This is a genomic window from Algoriphagus sp. NBT04N3, assembly GCF_019443765.1.
Classification (GTDB): domain Bacteria; phylum Bacteroidota; class Bacteroidia; order Cytophagales; family Cyclobacteriaceae; genus Algoriphagus; species Algoriphagus ornithinivorans.
Genome location: NZ_CP048415.1, coordinates 2,368,263 through 2,386,184, shown reverse-complemented (window position 1 = coordinate 2,386,184; position 17,922 = coordinate 2,368,263). Strand labels below are relative to the sequence as shown.

General features: G+C 41.6%; 20 protein-coding genes. 13 read left to right on the top strand and 7 right to left on the bottom strand.

The genetic code is table 11. The annotated features are described in order from the left end of the window. Window positions 1-2: 2 nt before the first annotated feature. Window positions 3-1,451: a HAMP domain-containing sensor histidine kinase gene (locus GYM62_RS10325; RefSeq protein WP_219959355.1), complete on the top strand. Its 1,449-nt coding sequence runs from the start codon at window positions 3-5 to the stop codon at window positions 1,449-1,451. A gap of 79 nt (window positions 1,452-1,530) precedes the next feature. Here the strand turns inward: GYM62_RS10325 and GYM62_RS10320 are convergent, their stop codons facing one another. The 4 genes from GYM62_RS10320 to GYM62_RS10305 are packed head-to-tail and all read right to left on the bottom strand — an operon-like array spanning window position 1,531 to window position 3,939. Then, complete coding sequence (locus GYM62_RS10320; RefSeq protein ID WP_219959354.1) at window positions 1,531-1,977, bottom strand: DM13 domain-containing protein; 447 nt, start codon at window positions 1,975-1,977, stop codon at window positions 1,531-1,533. Next, complete coding sequence (locus GYM62_RS10315; protein WP_219959353.1) at window positions 1,974-2,600, bottom strand: Crp/Fnr family transcriptional regulator; 627 nt, start codon at window positions 2,598-2,600, stop codon at window positions 1,974-1,976. The genes GYM62_RS10320 and GYM62_RS10315 overlap by 4 nt, the downstream gene beginning before the upstream one ends. Then, window positions 2,593-3,486 (bottom strand): hypothetical protein, encoded by an 894-nt coding sequence (locus GYM62_RS10310; RefSeq protein WP_219959352.1) that lies wholly within the window; start codon window positions 3,484-3,486, stop codon window positions 2,593-2,595. The genes GYM62_RS10315 and GYM62_RS10310 overlap by 8 nt, the downstream gene beginning before the upstream one ends. A 3-nt stretch (window positions 3,487-3,489) precedes the next feature. Then, on the bottom strand, window positions 3,490-3,939 hold the full coding sequence (locus GYM62_RS10305; protein WP_219959351.1) for a DM13 domain-containing protein: 450 nt from the start codon (window positions 3,937-3,939) through the stop codon (window positions 3,490-3,492). 183 nt (window positions 3,940-4,122) lie between these two features. On the opposite strand from GYM62_RS10305, the gene GYM62_RS10300 reads away from it, so the two are divergent. Next, window positions 4,123-4,506 (top strand): DUF4174 domain-containing protein, encoded by a 384-nt coding sequence (locus GYM62_RS10300; RefSeq protein ID WP_219959350.1) that lies wholly within the window; start codon window positions 4,123-4,125, stop codon window positions 4,504-4,506. Between the two features lie 75 nt (window positions 4,507-4,581). Here the strand turns inward: GYM62_RS10300 and dinB are convergent, their stop codons facing one another. Beyond that, a complete protein-coding gene (dinB, locus tag GYM62_RS10295; RefSeq protein ID WP_219959349.1) occupies window positions 4,582-5,772 on the bottom strand; it encodes a DNA polymerase IV in 1,191 nt (396 codons plus the stop codon). 364 nt (window positions 5,773-6,136) lie between these two features. On the opposite strand from dinB, the gene GYM62_RS10290 reads away from it, so the two are divergent. The 7 genes from GYM62_RS10290 to GYM62_RS10260 all read left to right on the top strand — a co-directional run bounded on the left by GYM62_RS10290 (window position 6,137) and on the right by GYM62_RS10260 (window position 12,549). Further along, window positions 6,137-6,535, top strand: a complete 399-nt coding sequence (locus tag GYM62_RS10290; protein WP_219959348.1) for a four helix bundle protein — start codon at window positions 6,137-6,139, stop codon at window positions 6,533-6,535. A 201-nt stretch (window positions 6,536-6,736) separates the two neighbouring features. Continuing rightward, window positions 6,737-7,435 carry a LexA family transcriptional regulator gene (locus tag GYM62_RS10285; RefSeq protein ID WP_219959347.1) on the top strand — a complete coding sequence of 233 codons (699 nt, stop codon included), beginning with the start codon at window positions 6,737-6,739 and terminating at the stop codon, window positions 7,433-7,435. A gap of 100 nt (window positions 7,436-7,535) precedes the next feature. Then, entirely contained in the window at window positions 7,536-10,187 is a 2,652-nt protein-coding gene (locus GYM62_RS10280; protein WP_219959346.1) for a PQQ-dependent sugar dehydrogenase, read from the top strand. A 174-nt stretch (window positions 10,188-10,361) separates the two neighbouring features. Beyond that, window positions 10,362-11,372, top strand: a complete 1,011-nt coding sequence (locus GYM62_RS10275; protein WP_219956726.1) for an IS30 family transposase — start codon at window positions 10,362-10,364, stop codon at window positions 11,370-11,372. Between the two features lie 69 nt (window positions 11,373-11,441). Beyond that, on the top strand, window positions 11,442-11,801 hold the full coding sequence (locus GYM62_RS10270) for a DUF2116 family Zn-ribbon domain-containing protein (RefSeq protein ID WP_219959345.1): 360 nt from the start codon (window positions 11,442-11,444) through the stop codon (window positions 11,799-11,801). 45 nt (window positions 11,802-11,846) lie between these two features. Then, window positions 11,847-12,266: a VOC family protein gene (locus tag GYM62_RS10265; RefSeq protein WP_219959344.1), complete on the top strand. Its 420-nt coding sequence runs from the start codon at window positions 11,847-11,849 to the stop codon at window positions 12,264-12,266. Between the two features lies 1 nt (window position 12,267). After that, the gene (locus GYM62_RS10260; RefSeq protein ID WP_219959343.1) at window positions 12,268-12,549 is read left to right on the top strand and encodes a GNAT family N-acetyltransferase; all 282 of its coding nucleotides are present in this window, start codon (window positions 12,268-12,270) and stop codon (window positions 12,547-12,549) included. Here GYM62_RS10260 and GYM62_RS10255 read toward each other — a convergent pair. Then, entirely contained in the window at window positions 12,546-12,803 is a 258-nt protein-coding gene (locus GYM62_RS10255) for a hypothetical protein (protein WP_219959342.1), read from the bottom strand. The genes GYM62_RS10260 and GYM62_RS10255 overlap by 4 nt on opposite strands. A gap of 28 nt (window positions 12,804-12,831) precedes the next feature. Here GYM62_RS10255 and GYM62_RS10250 point away from each other — a divergent pair, with 28 nt between their 5' ends. From GYM62_RS10250 to GYM62_RS10235, 4 genes are all read left to right on the top strand, one after another. Continuing rightward, window positions 12,832-13,239, top strand: a complete 408-nt coding sequence (locus GYM62_RS10250; RefSeq protein WP_219959341.1) for a GNAT family N-acetyltransferase — start codon at window positions 12,832-12,834, stop codon at window positions 13,237-13,239. A gap of 47 nt (window positions 13,240-13,286) precedes the next feature. Further along, window positions 13,287-14,570, top strand: a complete 1,284-nt coding sequence (locus GYM62_RS10245; protein ID WP_219959340.1) for an amidohydrolase family protein — start codon at window positions 13,287-13,289, stop codon at window positions 14,568-14,570. A gap of 199 nt (window positions 14,571-14,769) precedes the next feature. Continuing rightward, window positions 14,770-16,287 carry a S10 family peptidase gene (locus GYM62_RS10240; RefSeq protein ID WP_219959339.1) on the top strand — a complete coding sequence of 506 codons (1,518 nt, stop codon included), beginning with the start codon at window positions 14,770-14,772 and terminating at the stop codon, window positions 16,285-16,287. Between the two features lie 13 nt (window positions 16,288-16,300). After that, window positions 16,301-17,392 carry a serine hydrolase gene (locus tag GYM62_RS10235; protein WP_219959338.1) on the top strand — a complete coding sequence of 364 codons (1,092 nt, stop codon included), beginning with the start codon at window positions 16,301-16,303 and terminating at the stop codon, window positions 17,390-17,392. Between the two features lie 4 nt (window positions 17,393-17,396). Here the strand turns inward: GYM62_RS10235 and GYM62_RS10230 are convergent, their stop codons facing one another. Beyond that, window positions 17,397-17,792 (bottom strand): response regulator, encoded by a 396-nt coding sequence (locus GYM62_RS10230; RefSeq protein ID WP_219959337.1) that lies wholly within the window; start codon window positions 17,790-17,792, stop codon window positions 17,397-17,399. Window positions 17,793-17,922 lie beyond the last annotated feature (130 nt).

Sequence of the window (17,922 nt, the reverse complement as noted above, 5' to 3'; positions counted from 1 at the left end):
TCATGAAAAGTCTTTATTGGAGATTATCGCTTTCCTTTATCCTGGTTTTACTTCTGGTTGGTGCCTCCTATATTCTGATAACCACCAAAAATGCCCAGCGGTATTTTCAGGAAACTACCCAAAAACTCAATGCGGAAGTTGCTTCTTATTTAATCAAGGAAGTCAATCCCTTTCAGGATGGTAAAATCAACGAAGAGGCCTTAGTAGTGATTATGCATTCCATGATGGCCGTCAATCCTGGAATTGAGGTGTATTTGTTGAATCCGAAAGGGGAGATTTTATCCTATGTGGTGTTGGATCAATTGGTCAAGTTAAAGGCTGTTGATATCGCACCAGTGGAACAGTTTATATCTGAAGGAGGCAGTGAATTTGTGCTGGGAGATGATCCTCGAAATCCCGGAACGACATCAGTGTTTTCCGCGGCGCCGGTTTATGAAAATGGGGAACTCCAAGGCTATGTTTACATCACTTTGGAAAGTGAAAAATTCGATGCCATCAGCTCTGATTTATTAGGTTCGTATTGGCTAGGGTTGACGCTGAATTCCATCCTCATTACCTTGATCGTAGGGCTATTAATCGGCTTGGTTTTGATAGCTTGGTGGACTAGACACCTTCGAAAAGTAGTCGTGGCTGTGGAAGCTTTCAAAGAAGGAGATTTGCAGTCCAGAGTGCCCCAGTCTACCTCCAATTCTGATTTGGCATTGCTAGGCAAAACCTTCAATTCCATGGCAGATACCATTCTGGATAATATTGAGGAACTCAAAAATGTAGATGCGCTTCGTCGGGAATTGATTGCCAATGTATCCCATGATCTGCGAAATCCTCTGGCGATTATCAATGGCTATGTGGAAACCCTTCAAATTCGGGATGAAAAGCTGACCCCGGATGAAAAACGAAGTTACTACAAAATAATTCTCAACTCGGTTGATAAATTGACCAAACTGGTAACGGATCTATTTGACCTTTCCAAATTGGAGTCTGGACAGATGCAGGTTAAAAAGGAGAAGCTGAAAATCCAGGAATTGCTGGTAGATTCCAGTTTGAAATACGAACTCTTAGCCCAATCCAAAGACATTTCTATCAGTTCTAGTATCTGTGCGAATTTGCCAGTTGTGGAGGCTGATTTGTATTTGATTGATCGGGTAATTCAGAATCTACTGGATAATGCGGTAAAGTACACACCGGATCATGGTCACATCGAATTGGAGGCCTGTAGCGCACCAGGAGGAGTGAAAATACGGGTAAAAAACTCCGGTGAAGGCATTCCAAAGGAAGATTTGGAGTCCATTTTTGATCGATACTATAAGGTAGACAAGGACATGAAGGGGATTGAAGGCTCAGGACTTGGTTTGGCTATTGTTCGAAAAATTCTGGAAATCCATGGTTCTAAAATCCATATTTCATCTGACTCCGAGAGTTACACGGAATTTGAATTCGTGCTGCCTGCCTAAAGCTTTTTCATCAAAAATTAAAAAGCCTCTGTTCAACTTGAACAGAGGCTTTTGTATAAATGCTGATATCACACTTTTTTCAATTCATAGGAGCAAATCCAAATGGGATTCCAGCGGCTCCACACCAAATAATCCCATGCGTAAATTTTTCATCGGGCATTCCCGGAAGGGAAAAAAAGTGCTCTCCAGATTTTCCAACAATCGATACCAATTGATAAGTGGAAGTATTGTTGAGGTTGAGGGATTGGCTGGTAGAAAGATAAACAGTCACCGTTCCAGTGCTAAACTTGGTCGTAAAATCATCCGATAGTCGAATAAAGAACTTGTTGTCTTCATCCCGGACCAACTGAACCATTCCGCGGGTATTGGTAGAACTTTGAGGAGTCAGAGTTCCTGTTTTCAAGACCGCAAAATTTTCGCTAACCTGATTTGAGTCGTCAGGAATAATAGGCTCCATGGAATCTGAGGAACAAGAAAGCATAAATGTTAGGAATGATATTGCGAGCAATTGAATGAAAGTTTTCATGAGTTGGGAGTTTTGAGTTGATGAATGTTTCGGAAAAGAATTCTTCCCCGGCTGTAATTGATTTTGTTTTGGGCTTTCAAGCCTGAGAGGATAGTGGTAACAGTCTGCCGGCTGGTATCCGTCAGCTTGGCAAGTTCTTCATGGGTCAAGGGGAGCTTGAGCAGGGTTTCATCTCCATATTTTTCTCCAAATCGCTCCCCAAGATCTTTGAGTACGGAGATGATTCTAAATTCTGCATCTTGGAATAAGATCCGCTCCAAGCGCAGTCTTGCAGTATGAATTTCTACTTGAAGAGTATGAATGATTCTCAAGAGTTTTTGGTTGGGATTTTCCTCTAGCTGGATCATCTCCACTAGTGTATGGTCCTCCATAGCAAAGGCCGAGTAGGAGAGTCTTTTTTCCGCGCGCTCTTCATAAAATTCACCTAGGAATTCCCCCTGATCTTTGATGGAAAGGAGAGTGCTGTTGCCGGGTTCTTGGGAGCGGACAGTCTTGACCAAGCCCGATTTAATCAGAAAATAGCCTTGAAAGAGTTGGCCTTGTTCCAAAATTTGTTCGCCTTTCTTAAATCGCAGTAGCTGAGGGAATTTGGATTGAGGAAGGGATATGTTTGCTTTATTCATTGGATTTGGGTTTGACTTGATAATAGATTCCAATCGAAAAAGTACCTGCCGAATAGAGGTTTCTTCGAGAGTAAATGAAGTCGGCGTAGTTTCTGTAGTTCAGAGAAAGATGAAAATCTTGATAGACCGGAACAGATGCACCAAAACTATAGCTGGTATATTCTGTCCCATCTCCCCGAACAAAATCCGTTGCAACCAAGACATCATCTACCGAATTGAGCCCTTGAAGGCGACCATTGACCCAAATCTTCCCGGCAATTTGATAGCCCACTTCGAGTCCAATTGCGATTTGATCAGAGAAGGATACGTCCTCATAGGAAGTCCGGAAATTGTAGGAACCGAAAATGCTTCCATATAGTGGTGTATTGGGTATGGCAAAAGAGGTTGAAAGGGTTGTCCAGACATTGAATTCTCCATCACCGGAAGGCAGATTAATGGATTCAAAGTCATTTTGAGTGCTTTGGGCAAAATTATTAGCACGACCAATTGGGATTTCCGGAGCGACAGAAATGGCTAAAGGCAAGTACTTTTTTAGCAAGGCATGCTTAAACTCCAACCTCAGATCGCCCAAACCGCTAACGGTTTCTGTGGTATTAAACCCGTTCCAAATTTGAAGGGGCCAGTTGGCGATTAAGGAGAAGCGTTCGGTCAAGCCGTATTCTCCATAGAAAACCAAAGAATTTTGGGTGAAGGTATTCGTACTGAGTTTTTCTCCTCCCAGTGTGAAATAATCCGAAGAGCTAAAACGATTGAAGCTTAGCTGGTAGAATCCTTCTCTCTTCTCCTTGGTCCATCCACTTTGGGCAAAGCCGGCATTGCAGCAAAGCAAGAAGCTCAATCCGATTCCGAGGATTCGGACCAAGCTTCCTTTTTGAGTGAGCATCATGACTTAATTCAGATTAGCATAGCCAAAAGGAACCCCTACCGAACCGCACCAAAGGATGACATGGGTATACTTGGAGGTGGACATGCCTGCTGGGATGGCAAAGAAATTTTCACCGGCCATCCTTACTGGTCCCAGTGGTAAGAGATTGGGATTTCCATTGGCTGGATCAGGCATAAATTCCATGGAAGTTGATAGAAAAACAGTCACGGTACCTGTTGCCAAAGCAGTATTGAAAGCCTCATTAAATCCCAGGAATTCTTTGCCTTGAGAGTCTGTGACTAAACTTGCATTGCCGGTTGATCCTGCATTGTTTTGATCTACAAAAGTTCCGGATCGAAGTACATTGAGACTGCCAGTTGGCTGGGTAGGGTCGATGACAACAGGGTCATTGTCATCTGTGCAGGATACTAAGCCTAAGAAGGCAATGTAAAAGAGAAGCATTCCTTTTTTCATGGTTTTATTGGTTTTGATTTGAGTCAAAATTGGCCGAAGAGTATCACGAAAAAGTCACGGAAGTTTAAAGCTTTCTATTTTTTGCGAAGCCAAAGAGTAGTTTCTGAAGAATAATTCATGCAAACCAATTGGCTGTTTTTGAGTTGTTTAAATATGTATTGGATCCTTTTAAGTTTAGTTTGTATGAGTTTTTTGCAGCAGCCCAAGTCTTTGGATGATTTTCGTTGGGAAAAGCGGATTATCGTGGTTTTTGATTCTCCCGGCTTTGATCAAACCTGGATAAAAAGTCATCAAAAGGAATTGGAAGAGCGAAAATTACTCTTGGTGCATGTATCGGCTGGAAAGATCCAATGGAAAAATTTGGAAGAGGAATTGGCCGAAAAAAGCTTTGTGAAACTATTGCAAAACTTGAAATCTGGAGAAAACTGGCTGCTGATCGGACTGGATGGTGGAATCAAAAATCAGGGTGCTGGGGCAGTTCCAATGGAATCCCTGATGCGTCAAATAGACTCCATGCCTATGCGGCAGTCCGAGATTCGCAGGATAAATGGAAAAGATGGGATGTAACGCTCAGTAAAACCACCACCAATCTCAAAAATGTTGACCTTTTTTCAGACTTCTCACTTTAAATTTCTCACTTCCTCACACCTCCATCCCATTGAAGGGATAAAACCATCTCCTCCCCACACCCATAGCCACGGCTCGGCAGACGGTTTTATCACCATACTTCACATTTAGCTTGTCGAGCGCTTGATAGAGGTTGATTTGTTCCTGACTGTCTTCGAAAAGCTTGATCTGATAGTTGCCATAGACTAGGTTGCTAAACCGCACCCCGATCAGTCGGATGAGGAGACGACGGCTATACAGTTTTTTGAATAGCTCCTTCACCACGGGCAGGATACTGTGATCTGCTGAAGTGTAGGGAATCCGCTGCTGCATGGTATGCGTCTCAAAGTCAGAATAGCGAATCTTCACACTCACACAGGCGGTGAGCTGCCCCTTTTGGCGAAGTTTCGTAGCGAGTTGCTCCGTCATAGCTACCAGTGTGGCTTCCAGCATCTTGACATCGATGGTATCTTCTTCAAAGGTATTTTCAGAAGAAACGGACTTGGCTTCGGAATAGGGGATTACCGGATTTCGATCGATACCATTCGCTTTTTCCCAGATCATTTTGCCGTTTTTCCCAAAGGTAGCCTCCAGCAATTGGGAGGGCATTTGCTGCAAGGTTAGAACTTTTTTAACACCCATATTATAGAGCGTTTGGGAGGTTTTCTCCCCGATCATGGGGATTTTTCGCACGGATAGGGGAGCTAGGAAGGGTTTTTCCTCTCCATTGGGCACCTGCTTTTCATTGTTGGGCTTGGCTTCGCCGGTGGCCACCTTGGAAACCGTCTTGTTTTCCGATAGTCCCATAGAAATATTCAGCCCGCTCTCTTTGATGATACGCTGCCGGAGCTCGTGGGCGAGTTTGAAGCAACCGAAAAAGCGGTCCATCCCCGTCAGATCTATGTAAAACTCATCAATGGAGGACTTTTCAAAAAGCGGAACTGACTCCTTGATAATCTCAGTGACCTCATGGGATTTTTGGCTGTATTTTTCAAAATCCCCTTTGACGATAATGGCCTCGGGACAGAGTTGTCTTGCTGTCCGCATAGGCATGGCCGAGTGTACGCCAAATCTCCTGGCCTCGTAGCTGCAGGAAGCCACCACTCCCCGGTCACTGGATCCTCCGATTAGGATGGGTTTTCCATTGAGCCTACTGTCAAAAAGCCGCTCCACTGATACGAAAAACGTATCCAAATCCATATGCGCAATACTCCGCTTCCCTTCCATTGCTTTTTGTTAATTTTATTGACATTTTAATGTTTATAATTTAATCATTTTTTATTAGATTTGGGAATGATTGGTAGGGGAAGTGGCGGGAATTGTCGTTGTGTAAAAAGATATGCTTCACTTCGTTCAGCGAGATAGGGTTCTACCGTAGGACTATTTTAAAAAAATATTTGGGTAGCAATACTTAATGGTGAAGATAGGCTTCGCCAGATATGCTTAATCTATTCAACAAAATAGGGTATCTACCCGCAGGGCTATCTTAAGAATTATCTGTGCAGCTATTTTGAATTACAGAAAATAAGATATGGCAATGCCAAGATATTCTTCAATCTATTCAGCGAGAAAGGTTAAAATAGAATTGATCATGAGTGAAAAATCAAAATACATTCCTCTGAAGGAATTGACTATTTACAAATTGTCAAGGGAGCTATCAGCTTTGGGCTGGAAAATTTATAGCCGCTTAGGCTATCAAATGAGAAAAGTTTGGGGAGACCAAATGTTAGAAGCGGTAGATTCAGTAGGTGCGAACATTGCAGAAGGGTATGCTCGTTTTCACTTTCTTGAAAAAGTTAGATTCTATTACATTTCTCGTGCGTCTCTTTCTGAAGGAGTTGAGCATTGGATTGACTTGGGGTTTGAAAGAAAAATTGTGGATGAAAAAGAGTACCGAGAGATTTTCTCAATCTCAAAGAGCTTACAAATGAAACTGAATCAACAGATAAAGATAGCTTATGATGCAAAAGATAAAAACTCTTCAAAGTAATCATTTATCGGCTTGAATATCTTATGAAAATATCTGCGCAGCTATCTTGAATTAAAGAAAATAAGATATGGCTTCGCCAAGATATGCTTCAATCTGTTCAACGAGATAGGATATCTGCCCGCAGGGCTATCTTAAAAAATATCTGCGCAGCTATCTTGAAAATAGCTTACCCATTGTTATCTCTTAGAAATTCAGAAAAATATGCTCATCCATTTAAATATCAAATTCCTCCGAAAGAAAAAAGCGCTCACTCAAGAGTCCTTATCTGAAGCTTTAGGTATTTCCCGCTCCAAACTGGCTGGATACGAACTCACCATTACTCCTCCTTTGGATATTTTGGTGAAAATCTCCGAGTATTTTGGAGTTTCTCTCGATATCCTAATCAAAGAAGATTTGTCTTCTTATTCTGAATACAAGCTCCGCGAACTGCTAGAAACAGATCAGTTTCTCCGGGGAAGAAAACTACGGATTCTTTCTACCACAGTAGATGCGGATGGTCGGGAATTGATAGAGGTGGTTTCCCAGCGGGCAAAAGCAAGTTACTTAGCTGGTTTTGCAGATCCTGAGTTTATCTCTGAATTGCCTCGATTTTCTTTGCCCTTTTTGCCAACAGATAAAAAACACCGCGTTTTTCAAGTTGACGGGGACTCCATGCTGCCTATTCCGGACGGTTCCTGGATCATCTGTGAATACATAGACGATTGGCTGAATATCAAAGATGGAGAGCGCTATGTCATCGTCACCGAACAGGATGGAGTGACCTTTAAAATCGCCTACAATCGAATTCAATCTGAACAGAAACTCCTGCTCTGTTCATCCAATCCCATCTATTCTCCTTTCGAAGTGGAAATTGAGCAGGTTAGAGAGGTTTGGAGGTATAGACTGTTAATGAGTGAGTAAGATTTTACGGAATCGTTTCCATTCATTTCCACCATCGGTCCTAGCCTTTTGACAAGTCCTTTTTATCTTAATGGCTCAATAAATCTCAAAGACCTATTTCATGAATTTTAGATTCCTTGCCGCCCTCTTACTTTTGGGAAGTTCGCTCTGGGCATGTGCAGAAAAAGATATAGACCCTTTTGCTACAGTAAAACCTGATGAAAGCCGATTCACCAAAATTCCTCTGGTGGAAAAATTGGATGAACCTATGGAGTTAGAGGTTTTTGATAATGGGGATGTACTATTTATAGAAAGGGCCGGTAAACTGAAACTATACGAAGCCGCAAGCGGAGAAACTACCGTGGTTGGAGAACTGAATGTTTATTTGGAGCATGAAGATGGCTTGTTGGGACTGGCGAAGGATCCTAATTTCAACCAAAACAACTGGATTTATCTCTATTATGCCCCAAAAGAATACAGTCCGGATGTGAATCGGCTTTCCCGCTTTGAGTTCAAAGAAAATCGTCTCGACCTCGCTTCTGAAAAAATAATGCTGGAAATCCCTGTATTCAGAGGATGCTGTCATTCCGGTGGTTCCATAGAGTTTGATGTCAATGGCCTTTTGTTCCTCTCTACCGGGGATGATACCACTCCTTTTGAATCGGATAATTACAATCCCATCGATGAGCGACAGGATAGACCTGCCAATGTTGATGCTCAAAAAACTTCTGGCAATTCCAACGACTTAAGAGGTGCCATCATCCGGATCAAACCAGAAGCCGATGGGTCTTATAGCATCCCTGAAGGAAACTTATTTCCTCCCGGAACTCCCAATACTCGGCCAGAGATCTATGTGATGGGTAATAGAAATCCTTACAGAATATCCTTGGATCAGCATAATGGTAATCTTTTTTGGGGGGAGGTTGGACCTGATGCATCAGTTGATTCTATGAGAAGGGGACCAAAAGGACATGATGAAATCAATTTGGCAAGAAAGCCTGGTTTTTATGGCTGGCCATTTTTCGTAGGAAATAATAAACCGTATTGGAAATATGATTTTGCAAGCCAGGAAAGCCTATTTGAATTTGATCCAGGTGCTCCCGTCAATACATCTCCCAATAATACGGGATTGGAAAAGTTGCCTCCAGCGCAGCCAGCTTTAATTTGGTACCCTTATGATGAGTCTATAGAGTTTCCTATGCTGGAAACAGGCGGAAGAAATGCCATGGCAGGACCGGTGTATTATCGTGAGGATTTTGACAAGTCAGAAGTTCGTTTTCCAGGCTATTATAATGGAAAGCTATTCATATTCGACTGGATGCGAAATTGGATTTTCACAGTATCCTTAACTGAAAACTACGAATATGACACCATGGAACGCTTCATGCCTTCCACGGTTTTTGATAAGCCCATAGATATGCAGTTTGCGAAAGATGGATCGCTGTATGTCCTGGAATATGGGACCTATTGGAGAGCACAAAATGATGATTCGGGTCTCTATAGAATAGAGTTTGCAGCTGGAAATAGAAAGCCTGTTGCCAAGGCTTCTGCAGCAAATACTACCGGAGCATTACCTTTGAAAGTGCAATTCCAAGGGGATCAAAGCTTGGATTTTGATCCGGAAGATCAATTGAGTTATGAGTGGGATTTCGGAGATGGAAGTCCAAAGGCCAAGGAGGTAAATCCTATCCATGTATATGAAAAAGCAGGAGTTTATCTGGCGACTTTGACTGTGAGCGATACAGAAGGGGAGCAAAGCCAAGCTTCAGTGGAAATTAGAGCGGGAAATGCAAGACCCAATGTGAATATCAACTGGAATGGAAATCAAAGTTTTTATTTCCCTGGAAAAGTGACTTACCAAGTTTCTGTGCAGGATTTAGAGGATGGAGCTATCTCCGATGAGGCAGTGAATTTTTCTATTGACTTTATTGCTGGTGGTTATGATTTGATTCAAGCTGGTCATCAGGAAGAGAAGGTTAGTGTGGGAGAGAATTACATCACCCAAGCGGGTTGCAAAGCTTGCCACGCAATCGAAAATGAATCCGTGGGACCTACCTATAGGGATGTGTCTTCGAAATATAAAGGGCAAACGGATGCGAAATCCTACCTCGTCAACAAAATCAGAAATGGTGGGGGAGGTGTCTGGGGTGAGCGTACCATGCCGGGCCATACGCATCTTCCAGTTGATCAGGTGGAAGCTATGGTAGACTTTATTCTAAGGCTTGAGGATCCTTCTTATGGAAAAGTAAGCCTACCACTGAAAGGTGAATTTGCGATAGAACAACAATCCAATCCAGAAGGCTACTACTTAATTCAAGCATCCTACACTGATCAGGGAGCAAATGGCATACAACCTTTGATGGGGGCCGCTCAGCTTTTGTTGAGGAATCCTATAGTCAAGGCGGTGGAAGCTGATCTTTTCGAGCATACTGCCAAGGCCAATGCCAATGGGCTGAATTTTGTGAGATTCACCAAAAATAATTCTTGGATTGCCTTTGAAGATTTGGATTTAAAGGGGATCAAGCAAATTGAATTATTGGTAAATCCTGCTGGAATTACAGGCTTGTTGGAGTTGAGACAAGGCTCCGTTGCCGGTCCTTTAATTGGATCCTCGGCTCTCCTCAAACAAGGAGATAAAAAGGGATATTTCTCCATAAAGGTACCTATCAAGCAAACTGACGAAATTGGGGATCTATATCTAGTTTTGAGAACTGAGTCAGGTATTTCTATCTGGAATACTTTCAACCTGGATACTATCCGATTTATTGAATGAGTTATTGACTCAATCCTAAATATTTCCTCATTGCGACTCCATTTTTCGGGTCGCGATGAGGATTCCTTTTAAAAGAGGGGCTTCCCAGATTCAAGTAATAAGTGCAACACTAAAGGTTTAAGGAAGGAAGCCTAGGCTTCCTTCCTTAGGCTGAAGAATTAAATTAGTGTTGTCATGCAGAAATTCAATCATCTCAGCCCAGAGCAAAGGTACCAAATCGAAATTTTAATCAAACAAGGGGTGACTCAGACCGGTATTGCCCGAGCTTTAGGAGTTCATAAAAGCACCATTTGTCGGGAGCTTCGTCGGAACACGGGTCTACGCGGGCGCAATGCGGGTGAATATGTCGCTCGTGTCGCTCAAAACAGAACCGATGAACGGCATAAGCTTAAACCCAAGAATATCCGTTTCAAGGCTGAGCTAAAGGAACAAGCTCGAGTTTGGCTCAAGGAGGAAAAACTGAGTCCGGAATTGATTGCTGCCAAATGGGAATTGGATGGAAACCCGGGCGTGTCCCATGAAACCATTTATCAATGGATTTGGAAAGCCAAGAAAAGTAAGCATTGGTCATTGACCAGAGATCGGGAGCTTTATAAATGCCTCCGCCATGGGAAAAGAAAGCGAAAAAGAGGCAATTACAGAGATTCCAGAGGAATCATAAAGGAAAGAGTGCCTATTGAACAACGACCTGCTGTTGTAGCCCTAAGGGAGCGAATAGGCGATATAGAAGTCGATCTGATGATGGGTAAGAACCACCAGTCTGCTCTTCTGGTCTTGGTAGATAGGGCTACCCTGATTACCACTATGGAGAAATTATCCGGTAAGAATGCTGATGCTATTGAACAGAAATTAGCTAAGCGAATCCAAAGGATTGGGCCTTCCTTTTTCAAATCGATCACCTTTGATAATGACATGGCTTTTGCAAACCATCACTTGATTCGAGACAAATACAATATCCCAACCTACTTTACTCGGCCGTATACTTCGCAGGATAAAGGAACTGTCGAAAACAGAATAGGATTGATTAGAGCTTTCTTACCTAAAAAAACTGACCTCAATGAAATCTCAACAGAACAAATACAAGCAATCGAGGCTAAAATCAATAACAGACCCGTTAGAAAGTTTAATTACCTTAGTCCAATACAAAAACTCAAACAAAAATTAGGTGTTGCACTTATAAGTTGAACACGGCCTTTATTTTTTGGACTTTTTCAAACTAATTTTCTAAATTCAATTAGCTTTTTAATAGAAACTATGGAAAATAAAACCTGTCTCAATTGTGGAGAGCCCATTCGTGGACGAGTCGACAAAAAATTCTGCGATGATCAATGCCGGAATAATTACAATTACCATCAATATGCAGACGCCAATAATCTGATGAGAAGGATAAATCATACTTTAAAGAAGAACAGAAATATTCTGGAATCATTGATACCACAAGGAGAAGATCTTGCGAAAGCGCCTAAGGAGAAGTTGGTTCGGGAAGGTTTTCAGTTCAAATATTCCACTCACTCCTATGAAACCAAAAAAGGGAGTGTTTATACCTATTGTTATGATTACGGTTACCTCCCTTTAGAAGGAGATTGGTTTTTGATTGTTCGGGTAAAAGAATAGGCGCTCTGTCGCATTTTGGCTAACTTCTACCCAAATAGAAATATCATGAAAGGAAAAGTAACTGGAATAGGCGGGCTGTTTTTCAAGGTTAAGAATCCAGAGCAGACCAAAGCCTGGTATGAAAAGCATTTGGGAATGCCAACAGATCAATATGGGATGACATTTGAATGGATAAGTGCGAAGGAACCGGAGAAAAAAGGTTTTACTCAGTGGTCTCCAATGAGCGATTCCACTGATTATTTTAAGCCTTCGGAAAAGGATTTTATGATCAACTATCGGGTAGAAAACCTCAAAGAACTGGTGGAGGAATTAAAGGCTAATGGAGTACAGGTCTTAGACGAAATTGAGGAATTTGAGTATGGTAAATTCGTTCATATTCTCGATCCGGATGGTCACAGCATTGAGCTTTGGGAGCCAAAGGACGAGGTTTATAATTCAATCATTCAAGTAAGAGTAAAAAGTTAATATGGAAATTCAACATCAGTTTGATGGAAAGAGAGGTTCTTTTTTTATGGAGGAGGCAGCCAAAAGATTTGCAGAAATGGTTTATGTCATGGCGGGGGAATCGAAATTGATCATTGAGCATACTGAGGTGGATCAATCTCTAAAGGGTCAGGGGATAGGAGAAAAGTTGCTGGAAGAGCTGGTTCAATATGTGCGGTCCAAAAACATAAAAGTCATTCCACTTTGTCCATTTGCAAAAGCTACCTTCAGAAAAAGAGAGGATCTTCGGGATGTTTTGTCCTAACTGAAAAGCAGAACTAGTCCAAAGCCTATAAGTATAATCAAAGCAATGATGAACCAAATTTTTCTGTTCAGCAATTTTGCCTCTGATCTTTTTTGAGTTCGAAAAATGATGGCTTCTTTTAATTGAAGCTCTTCAGCATTTTTCCCGCTTCTGGCTTTCAACTCTAATTTTCCTTGAGGTCTAATCCTTCCTAAATCGTGATTATCTTTAAAAGATTGTGCAGCCTGTCTACTGAAACCTGCGCCTCCTGTCATATCGGTTAATTTAATTTTTAGTAAAATAATGATTTCATTTCAAATTGAAGATATAGTTTCTCTTGAAGAGTTTATTGCTGTGCTGAACAGTTCAGGTCTTGCAGAAAGGAGGCCTATGGATAAACCAAACCAACTTCAAAAAATGCTGATCGGCTCAAACTTGATAATTACCGCTAGGGATTCCGGGAAACTTGTAGGGATTTTGAGAGCGCTTTCCGATTTTTCCTACCGGTGCTTTATTGCAGATCTTGCAGTAGAAAAAGCCTACCAAAAGCAGGGGCTTGGCAAAAAATTAATCCAAATGGCTCGATCCACATCAGCAGATGCTAGACTTTTTTTATTTGCGGCAGAGGGAGCAATTACCTTTTATGAGAAGCTTGGCTTTCAATTACATGACCATTGCTACCAGTTGAAACCAGAAGATGATTTGAGCTGATTTAGTCCGAATTTGCTATATTCCCATACCCAAAAATACCCCACCTTATGAGAAAACAAATTTTACTAGGGATTGCTTGTTTGATTTCATCTTATGCATTTGCCCAAAAGACTTTCATTCATGCTGGAAGGCTGATCGATGTGAAAGAAATGAGGGTTTTGACAGAACAAACCATCATTGTGGAAGATGGAAAAATCACTTCTGTGACTAAGGGATATCAAAGTCCTGGAAGTTCGGATCAAGCTATTGATCTGAAAAATGCTACTGTTTTGCCTGGATTGATGGATATGCATGTGCACATAGAAGGAGAGACCAGTCCCACCCGTTATATTGATGGCTTTAGAGATAATGAAGCAGATGTCGCTTTTAAGTCCCTCCCTTTGGCGGAAAGAACCTTGATGGCGGGATTCACTACTGTCCGGGATTTGGGAGGTTCTGGAGTCAATATAGCCCTACGGGATGCCATTGCAGCCGGTAGAGTCAAAGGGCCAAGAATTTTTACAGCCGGAAAAGCCATTTCACCGACAGGAGGACATGCAGATCCAACCAACGGAATGAAAAGGGATTTGATGGAAGATCCGGGACCGGTTTGGGGCGTAATTAATGGACCTTATGAAGCAAGAAAGGCAGTAAGGCAAATGGTGAAATACGGAGCAGATGTGATTAAAGTAACGGCTACAGGAGGCGTACTTTCTGTTGCGCGGGACGGTTCAGCTCCTCAGTTTCAATTGGATGAACTGGAAGCAGTGGTGCAAACGGCTAAAGACTTTGGAATTCATGTGGCAGCTCATGCCCATGGGGACGAAGGAATGCAGCGTGCGGTAAAAGCTGGGGTTTATTCGATTGAACATGGTACTTTGATGTCTGAAGCAACCATGAAGTTGATGAAGGAAAAAGGAACTTGGTACGTGCCAACTATTACGGCAGGAATGTCAGCTGCTGCTTTTGCAGAAATTCCGGGATATTATCCTCCAGTAGTAGCAGAAAAAGCGAGAAGGATTGGAGCTCAGATCCAAGATACTTTCGGAAAGGCCTATAAAAGTGGGGTGAAAATCGCTTTCGGATCTGATGCAGGGGTTTATCCGCACGGAGAAAATTACAGAGAATTTGTCTATATGGTTGAGGCAGGAATGCCAGCAATGGAAGCTCTGAAATCGGCAACCCTTACCAATGCGGTTTTTATGAAAATTGAAGACAAATTAGGCTCGATTGAGACTGGAAAAATTGCCGATATCATTGCTGTGAAAGGTAATCCTGATCAGGATATCTCTGTCATGAAAAATGTGGTTTTTGTGATGAAAGAAGGAAAGGTTTATAAGGCTGAATTATGAAATTAGAAGGCTGAAAAGGCAGTGCCAGTTGGCAGTACCCAGTAGGCAGTAAGCAGTAGGCAATCTCGGAGAACGATGAATCTGAAATTAGAAAGAGTTCTCAGGAGATTTTAAATTATCAATGATCAACCACCAATTTTCAATAGACAATAACCATTAACCAATAAACCATTAACCAATAACTCAACAATCCATAATCATGTACTTAGTATCCAGATTAAGACTAGTTTTCCTTTTTACCTTTATTTCAACCTTCACTTTTGCTCAGGAGAAGGCTCATGAATCCAAAGAGCTTCCCAAAGCTCAGGTGTTTGAAAGTAAACAGACTGTCACCATTGACGGCAAGGTTATCAACCTTCAGGCAAAGGCAGGAACCCTAGAACTGAAGGACGAGAACAATAAGCCTATCGCCCTTTTTGGTTTTACTGCTTACTTTAAAGAAAATGGAGGAAAAAATAGACCCATCGTTTTCGCCTATAACGGAGGCCCTGGTTCATCGTCTTACTGGTTGCACATGGGTATCATGGGACCCAAAAGAATTGTTGTCGACGATCCGAATTACAACCAAGGCGCTCCCTATCAACTAGTCAATAATGAATTCTCCATACTGGATGTAGCAGACGTGGTCATGATGGATCCTGTTGGCACAGGTCTTTCCGTACCCATTGGAGATGCAACAGGGAAGGATTTTTGGGGAGTGGATCAAGATATCCGATCTGTCAGCTTGTTTATCATGCAATTTCTTAAGGCTCATGATAGGCTAAATTCTCCTAAATATATCCTTGGTGAGAGTTATGGGACTTTCAGAAATGCAGGCGTGATGAATTACCTGCTAAATAAGGGATATGCCTTGAATGGTGTGATTATGGTTTCAGCCGTATTTGACTTGAGATCACTGTTTTTTGCTCCTAATGAGGATTTATCCTATATCGTGTATTTGCCTACTATGGCCGCTACTGCTTGGTATCATAATAAGATAGAAAGGAAACAGTCGGACTTGTATGCATTCGTGGAAGAAGTGAGAGGGTTTACAGAAAATCATTATATGCCGGCCTTATTTAAAGGAAACAGAATATCTGATACTGAAAAAAATCAGGTTGCTGCAAGTCTTGAATCTTATACTGGAGTCTCTGCAGATATTTGGAAAAGAGCTGATTTGAAAATTACAGCCGGTGAATTTTTCCAGGAATTATTGCGCGATGAAAAGAACACAGTGGGACGACTGGATTCCAGATACAAAGGAATCAATATCGATCCAATGTCAATGGATTCCTTTACAGATCCTCAAAGTGATGCCATCTCTCCTGCTTATACTATGGGCTTTCTAGACTACTTTCATGGAGCTTTGGGAGTAAGTAAGGATTTACTCTATGCTACTTCAGCGTATTCCAAAGAAGGCTTCAAATGGGACTGGAAGCATCAGGGCAATAACTTTTGGGGAGCAGATGCAGCTGTCACCACAGTTCCTGATATGACAGAAGCCCTGAGTAAGGATCCAAATGTGAAGATATTGATCATGAATGGATATTATGATTTAGCAACTGTCTTCTATGGCGTGGAGCATAGTATTTCTCATATAGATCTCCCGAAGTCAGCAACTGACAGAATTATCATGGAATACTATGAAGCCGGACATATGATGTACACACATTTGCCGTCTGCGAAGAAATTTAGAGAAGATTTGAAGGCATTTATTGAAGATACTTTGAGAAAATAAAGTAGATTTCCACATGATAAAATTCAAGTTTTTCAAAGCCCTGTTATTGAGCGGGGCTTTTTTTCAATTAGTAACTGGCTTGGTTCAGGCACAGTCATCATCTCTTTATTTTCCGCCTATCAATTCTGAGGATTGGGAAAAAATGTCAATTTCTGAAGCAGGTTTTGACCAGGAGAAAATGGGTGAATTTTTGAATTGGCTGAGTGAAACAGATACCAGAGCTTTTCTGATTTTAAAAGATGGCAAGATTGTCATAGAAGAGTATTGGGGCAATAAACTGACAGGATTGGGTCAGATGGATGCTAACTCTTATTGGTATTGGGCTTCTGCCGGCAAAACTCTTACTGCTACTTTGATCGGAATAGCTGAAGAGCAAAAACTATTAAAACTCAAAGATAGGTCTCAAAAATACTTGGGGACGGGCTGGACCTCATTAAGTCAAAAACAGGAGAAGAAAATACGTTTGATTCACCACCTTACCATGACTACAGGCTTGAATGATCAAGTTTCAAATTTAGATGATACTACGCCCTCATCCTTTCAGTATTTGGCCGATCCAGGCAAGCGCTGGACTTATCACAATGCTACTTATACAGTTCTGGATAAAGTGATTGAAGCATCCACTGGAATGGATATGCAGGAATACTTTCGGGCAAACATCGGAGATAAAATCGGCATGAAGGGTTTTTGGCAAAAGACCGGACAAAACAATGTCTTTTTCAGTACGCCTAGGAGTATGGGCAGGTTTGGACTATTGCTTTTGGCCAATGGAAGTTGGGATGGAAATAAATTATGGGAAGGACAGTTTTTTAAGGATATGATCCAACCATCTCAGCAGCTGAACCCAAGCTATGGATACTTGACTTGGCTGAATGGAGAGAGTTCATATCTATTACCAGGAAGTCAAACAAGACTGCCGGGAAGTCTGATTAAAAGTGCTCCGGATGATATGTATCAGGCTATGGGAAAAAATGGACAGTTCTTGATGGTTGTACCATCCCAAAATCTGGTGATTGTTAGAGTAGGGGGAGCTCCGGGAAATCTTCCGGTTCCATTTTTATTGGCAAGACAAATTTGGGATAAGCTAGGACCCATACTAAAGTAAAATTTTAGTCCTCGGAATCGTTTCTTGAAAGTTGATAGTTGATTTTCTCCATGGTTAGTGGTTTTTCGATAAATCCACTAACTACTTCATAATCCATAGCCTTTTGCCTATCCTGAAAATCAATGGAGCTGGAAAGGATGACTATTTTATCTTTTCTTTTCGGAAATTTTTCCAGATAAAAATTCAAAAACTCCCATCCGTTCATAACGGGCATGTTAATGTCCAAAAAAATCATGATTTGTTGGTCTGTTGGGAGTTCGGCTATTGCCATTAAAGCTTCTTCACCTTCTAGAAACTGGTAAATGTGCTTGGAGATATCCGTCTTTCCTAACAGCCGTTTATTGATCAGATTATTTATCGGATCATCGTCCACAAGAAAAATCGCTTCGAAATGGATCATGTTGGCAAAAGTAACTAATCAGGCTGTATATAGCCCAAAATACAATTATTCCTACTGTCAGAAAAAACTTTAGGAGCCTTTTTTCAAAAATGATTTTACAGGCACTCAAAATCAGGACAATAAAAAAGGA

Excerpts from the sequence above, each read along its gene's own strand:
- GYM62_RS10325 (WP_219959355.1), top strand. The coding sequence starts at position 3 with ATGAAAAGTCTTTATTGGAGATTATCGCTTTCCTTTATCCTGGTTTTA.
- GYM62_RS10320 (WP_219959354.1), bottom strand. The coding sequence starts at position 1,977 with ATGAAAACTTTCATTCAATTGCTCGCAATATCATTCCTAACATTTATG.
- GYM62_RS10315 (WP_219959353.1), bottom strand. The coding sequence starts at position 2,600 with ATGAATAAAGCAAACATATCCCTTCCTCAATCCAAATTCCCTCAGCTA.
- GYM62_RS10310 (WP_219959352.1), bottom strand. The coding sequence starts at position 3,486 with ATGATGCTCACTCAAAAAGGAAGCTTGGTCCGAATCCTCGGAATCGGA.
- GYM62_RS10305 (WP_219959351.1), bottom strand. The coding sequence starts at position 3,939 with ATGAAAAAAGGAATGCTTCTCTTTTACATTGCCTTCTTAGGCTTAGTA.
- GYM62_RS10300 (WP_219959350.1), top strand. The coding sequence starts at position 4,123 with ATGAGTTTTTTGCAGCAGCCCAAGTCTTTGGATGATTTTCGTTGGGAA.
- dinB (WP_219959349.1), bottom strand. The coding sequence starts at position 5,772 with ATGGAAGGGAAGCGGAGTATTGCGCATATGGATTTGGATACGTTTTTC.
- GYM62_RS10290 (WP_219959348.1), top strand. The coding sequence starts at position 6,137 with ATGAGTGAAAAATCAAAATACATTCCTCTGAAGGAATTGACTATTTAC.
- GYM62_RS10285 (WP_219959347.1), top strand. The coding sequence starts at position 6,737 with ATGCTCATCCATTTAAATATCAAATTCCTCCGAAAGAAAAAAGCGCTC.
- GYM62_RS10280 (WP_219959346.1), top strand. The coding sequence starts at position 7,536 with ATGAATTTTAGATTCCTTGCCGCCCTCTTACTTTTGGGAAGTTCGCTC.
- GYM62_RS10275 (WP_219956726.1), top strand. The coding sequence starts at position 10,362 with ATGCAGAAATTCAATCATCTCAGCCCAGAGCAAAGGTACCAAATCGAA.
- GYM62_RS10270 (WP_219959345.1), top strand. The coding sequence starts at position 11,442 with ATGGAAAATAAAACCTGTCTCAATTGTGGAGAGCCCATTCGTGGACGA.
- GYM62_RS10265 (WP_219959344.1), top strand. The coding sequence starts at position 11,847 with ATGAAAGGAAAAGTAACTGGAATAGGCGGGCTGTTTTTCAAGGTTAAG.
- GYM62_RS10260 (WP_219959343.1), top strand. The coding sequence starts at position 12,268 with ATGGAAATTCAACATCAGTTTGATGGAAAGAGAGGTTCTTTTTTTATG.
- GYM62_RS10255 (WP_219959342.1), bottom strand. The coding sequence starts at position 12,803 with ATGACAGGAGGCGCAGGTTTCAGTAGACAGGCTGCACAATCTTTTAAA.
- GYM62_RS10250 (WP_219959341.1), top strand. The coding sequence starts at position 12,832 with ATGATTTCATTTCAAATTGAAGATATAGTTTCTCTTGAAGAGTTTATT.
- GYM62_RS10245 (WP_219959340.1), top strand. The coding sequence starts at position 13,287 with ATGAGAAAACAAATTTTACTAGGGATTGCTTGTTTGATTTCATCTTAT.
- GYM62_RS10240 (WP_219959339.1), top strand. The coding sequence starts at position 14,770 with ATGTACTTAGTATCCAGATTAAGACTAGTTTTCCTTTTTACCTTTATT.
- GYM62_RS10235 (WP_219959338.1), top strand. The coding sequence starts at position 16,301 with ATGATAAAATTCAAGTTTTTCAAAGCCCTGTTATTGAGCGGGGCTTTT.
- GYM62_RS10230 (WP_219959337.1), bottom strand. The coding sequence starts at position 17,792 with ATGATCCATTTCGAAGCGATTTTTCTTGTGGACGATGATCCGATAAAT.